Origin of the sequence: Paenibacillus agaridevorans (assembly GCF_003112455.1) — a bacterium.
Classification (GTDB): Bacteria; Bacillota; Bacilli; order Paenibacillales; family Paenibacillaceae; genus Pristimantibacillus; species Pristimantibacillus agaridevorans.
The window spans coordinates 59,040-62,894 of the sequence record NZ_BDQX01000163.1 but is presented as its reverse complement, the minus strand read 5'-3'; the positions used below and the strand labels follow the sequence as shown (position 1 = coordinate 62,894).

Annotated in this window: 3 protein-coding genes; all 3 read left to right on the top strand. The window is 60.0% G+C overall.

Annotation, left to right across the window (positions count from 1 at the left end):
- Positions 1-301 (top strand): nucleotide-binding domain containing protein (locus PAT3040_RS14325; RefSeq protein ID WP_305778778.1); only part of this gene is annotated, 301 nt, incomplete at its 5' end.
- A gap of 20 nt (positions 302-321) precedes the next feature.
- Positions 322-3,543 carry a glycoside hydrolase family 2 TIM barrel-domain containing protein gene (locus PAT3040_RS14320; RefSeq protein ID WP_108993266.1) on the top strand — a complete coding sequence of 1,074 codons (3,222 nt, stop codon included), beginning with the start codon at positions 322-324 and terminating at the stop codon, positions 3,541-3,543.
- A gap of 7 nt (positions 3,544-3,550) precedes the next feature.
- Positions 3,551-3,855 (top strand): glycoside hydrolase family 78 protein (locus tag PAT3040_RS37055; RefSeq protein ID WP_444980820.1); only part of this gene is annotated, 305 nt, incomplete at its 3' end.

Below are 3,855 nucleotides of genomic sequence, written 5' to 3'. Positions count from 1 at the left end.
GGCAAGCAGCCGCCTGCTCGGCAAGGCGCTTGGCGCAATTTGCCGGCAGGTCGTTGCAGAAGCCGGCATTTCCCGCATCGTCATCGCCGGTGGGGATACGTCGGGGTACGTCTCGCGGACGATCGGCATTTACGCTCTGGAATGCAAAGCTGCGATCGAGCCGGGAGGACCGTTATGCCAAGCCCATTGTCATGATCCGTCCATCGACGGGCTGGAGCTGGTGCTCAAAGGGGGACAGGTGGGAAGCGACGACTTCCTGGAGCGAGTGCGACTGGGAATGGCATCGGGGGCGAGAGGTTAATGGTCAGGAGGCGGGAGACGATGAAACGAACAAGACGGGAGGCCGCAAGCTTGCCCGATTATGAGAATTTAAACGTGCTTCAGCGGGGGACAGAACGGCCCAGAGCCGCTGCCGTTCCGTTCGCGGATGAACGGTCTGCGCTCGAAAACGATGGTTCGGCTTCCCCCTATTATCGCTGCCTGAGCGGCGATTGGAAATTTCATTACGCGGAAAGTCCAGTTGAAGCTCCGGCTGGATTTCACGAGCTTTCATATAGCTGCGAAGACTGGGCGACGCTGCCGGTTCCAAGCAATTGGCAGCTGCACGGCTACGGCGTGCCCCTGTACAGCAGCAGCAAATATCCGTTCCCGGTGGATCCCCCGTATATTCCCAAGCGGAATCCCACTGGCTGCTATGTTACGACGTTCTCTTTAGGAGACAAATGGCTGAAGCGATGTCTCGTTCTGGCTTTCGATGGCGTCGACGCGGCGTTCCATCTGTGGGTGAACGAAGAGGAGGCTGGCTTCGGCCAAGGCAGCCACAATCGCATGGAATTCGATATTACGTCGCTTGTCCGCAAGGGCGAGAACAAGCTGGCGGTCCGCGTCTATCAATGGTCGACGGGCAGTTATCTCGAGGATCAGGACAAGTGGCGTCTGAGCGGCATATTCCGGAACGTGCATCTGTTGTCCGTGCCGGGTACGCATCTATTCGACGTCAAGCTGGTCACCAGGCTCCGCGACTCGTACCGAGAAGGCGCCCTGGAGGTTGCCGTCACGATACGCAACCGGTCGCAAGGAAGCGCGGAGTCTTGCCGTCTTGAAGCGAAACTATTGGGGCCGTCCATGGAGGCCATTGCAAGCGCGGCAATTGCCGCAGCCGGTCCTGCCCCTGGAGAAGAAACCGTCGTCGGCGCCGAGCTTCCCGTTGTCGCCCCCGAGCTTTGGTCGGCGGAACGGCCGGCTCTCTATACGCTTCTGCTGACTTTGAAGGATGGGGAGGGCAAGGTAGCCGAAGTACAGCGCTTTTCCGTCGGCTTCCGCGACGTTCAGGTGAAGGACGGTAAGGTGCTCGTCAACGGAAACCCCATCATTATTCGCGGAGTGAACCGCAATGAATTCCATCCCGATCTCGGCCACGTGACGACGATGGAGGACATGATCCGGGACATTACGTTAATGAAGCAGCACAATATCAATACTGTTCGCTGCTCGCATTATCCCAACGACGAACGTTGGCTCGACTTATGCGACCGCTACGGGCTGTACGTCATCGACGAAGCGGATCTGGAGACGCACGGCTGCGTGTTTCTGGGAGAGATCAGCCGCTGGATAAACAATCCCGACGAGAAAACCGCGTTCGAAAGCACGCTGGCCGAGGATCCCGCTTGGAAGGAAGCTTTCCTGGACCGAATGGCGCGGCTGGTGGAGAGGGACAAGAACCATCCTTCCGTCATCGTTTGGTCGCTTGGCAACGAATCGGGTTACGGCGCCAACCACGACGCCATGGCCGCTTGGACCAGGGCGGCGGATCCCACGCGTCCCATTCATTACGAGCGGGCGGGAGAGGCTCCCGTCGTAGATATCGTCAGCTCCATGTATCCTTCCGTGGACATGTTGATCGCCGAAGGGGAGAAGGAGGATTCGCGCCCATATCTGATGGTGGAATTCGGTCATGCGATGGGCAACGCGCTGGGCAACCAGCAGGAATATTGGGACGCCGTCTATCGATATCCCCGTCTCTGCGGAGGCCTCATCTGGGAATGGTCCGATCTCGCAATTCGCCGCAAGACGGATGATGGCGGTCAGCGGTACGCGTACGGAGGCGACTTCGGCGACGAACCGCATAGCGGCCACTTCTGCATCGACGGGTTGTTGTTCCCCGACCGGTCGCCCAAGCCGGCTTTAACCGAATTCAAAAAGGCGATCGAACCCGTCGTCGTGCGGCCGGTCGAACCAGAAACAGGGATATTGCGGATAGGCAATCGCTATGATTCGGTCACGCTGGAGCATCTCATTCTCCGTTGGCGGGTTTATCGCAACGGCGACGCCATAGAGGAGGGCGAGCTGCCGCCTTTGCCGATTTCTCCGGGGGACGAGGAGCTCGTCGCGATTCCTTATCGCTCCGTGCCGTCAGGCGGGGGAGAATATTGGCTCCATGTCAGCTTCGTTCTTCGCGAGCACGCGGCATGGGCGGAAGCGGGACACGAGGTCGCCTGGGTCGACGTGCAGCTGACTCGTTCCGGAAGCACGGAAGCCGCGGCAGCCAGGGAAAAGGCGGCAAATGCCGTTGTCGCGAAGCCGGAGAGCGAATTGTCGCGTACGGAGAACGGATTGTCGCTGACGGAGAACGATGCCGCTCTATCGGTTGCCGGAGACGGCTTCGCCTTGGTCTTCGACAAGCTGGCCGGGGAGATCGTCGCCTGGGAATGCAGGGGCACGTCCTTGCTGACGAAGGGGCCCGCCATCCATCTATGGCGTGCGCCGGTGGACAACGACGTCCATCTGGCGAAGCGGTGGCGAGAGGCGGGTTATCACGAGTTAACCGCCTATGTTCGTCGAGTCGATTCGGAGATCGCCGAAGGCGGATCAGCCGTTCGGATCGAAGTGGAATCCATGCTGGGCGTCAAAGGGGCCCGCATGTTGTTCCGGACGGAGCAGCTGTACACGATTGGCGGCAATGGCGACGTAAGACTGGATAACCGGATCATCCCCCTGAAGGAGGATCTGCCGCCGCTGCCCAGAGCGGGCATGCGGTTCGCGATGGCGAAGTCGTTCGACCGTTTCGCCTGGTTCGGCAGAGGCCCGCACGAATGTTACCCCGACCGCAAGGCGAGCGGCAAGCTCGGCGTCTACGAAGGCAAGGTTTCGGAACAATTCGTACCGTATATCAAGCCTCAAGAGAGCGGAAGCAAGGCGGACGTGCGCTGGGCGACGATCGCCGAAGCCGGGGGCGCCGGTTTGCTCGTGGCGGGAGCCGCGGAGGGAATGCTGGGACAATTGGGCGTCAACCGATACGGGACGAAGGCGCTCGGCGAAACGAGCCATCATGCCGACCTTGTCCCGTCGGACGAAATCGAAGTTCTGGCGGATTGGAGACAATCGGGACTCGGCAACCATAGCTGCGGCTACGCGCCGACCCTGCCGTCCTATTTGATATCCGCCGAAAGCATGACATATACCGTTCGGCTCAAGCCGTTCTGGAACGACGAATCGCGGGCGGCCGCAATCCGGCGCGCCTATTCATCACACAAGGAGGGCTAACAGGCCTATGCGAATCTTAACTTGCAAGACGGAATACGAAGTCAATCCCGTCGGAATCGACGTTCGGGCTCCCCGCCTTTTTTGGAAGCTGGAGTCCCATGAACGAGGCGCGAGGCAAGCGGCCTATCAAGTGCTGGTGTCTTCTTCGCGCGACAAGCTCGCCGGCGGCGAAGGAGATTGCTGGGACAGCGGCAAGGTAGAGTCCCGCAGCTCCGTTCATGTCGTCTACGCGGGACAGGAACTTCAATCGGAGCGGCAATATTGGTGGAAGGTCCGGGTCTGGGATGAACGGGGGCAAGTCTCCGAATGGAG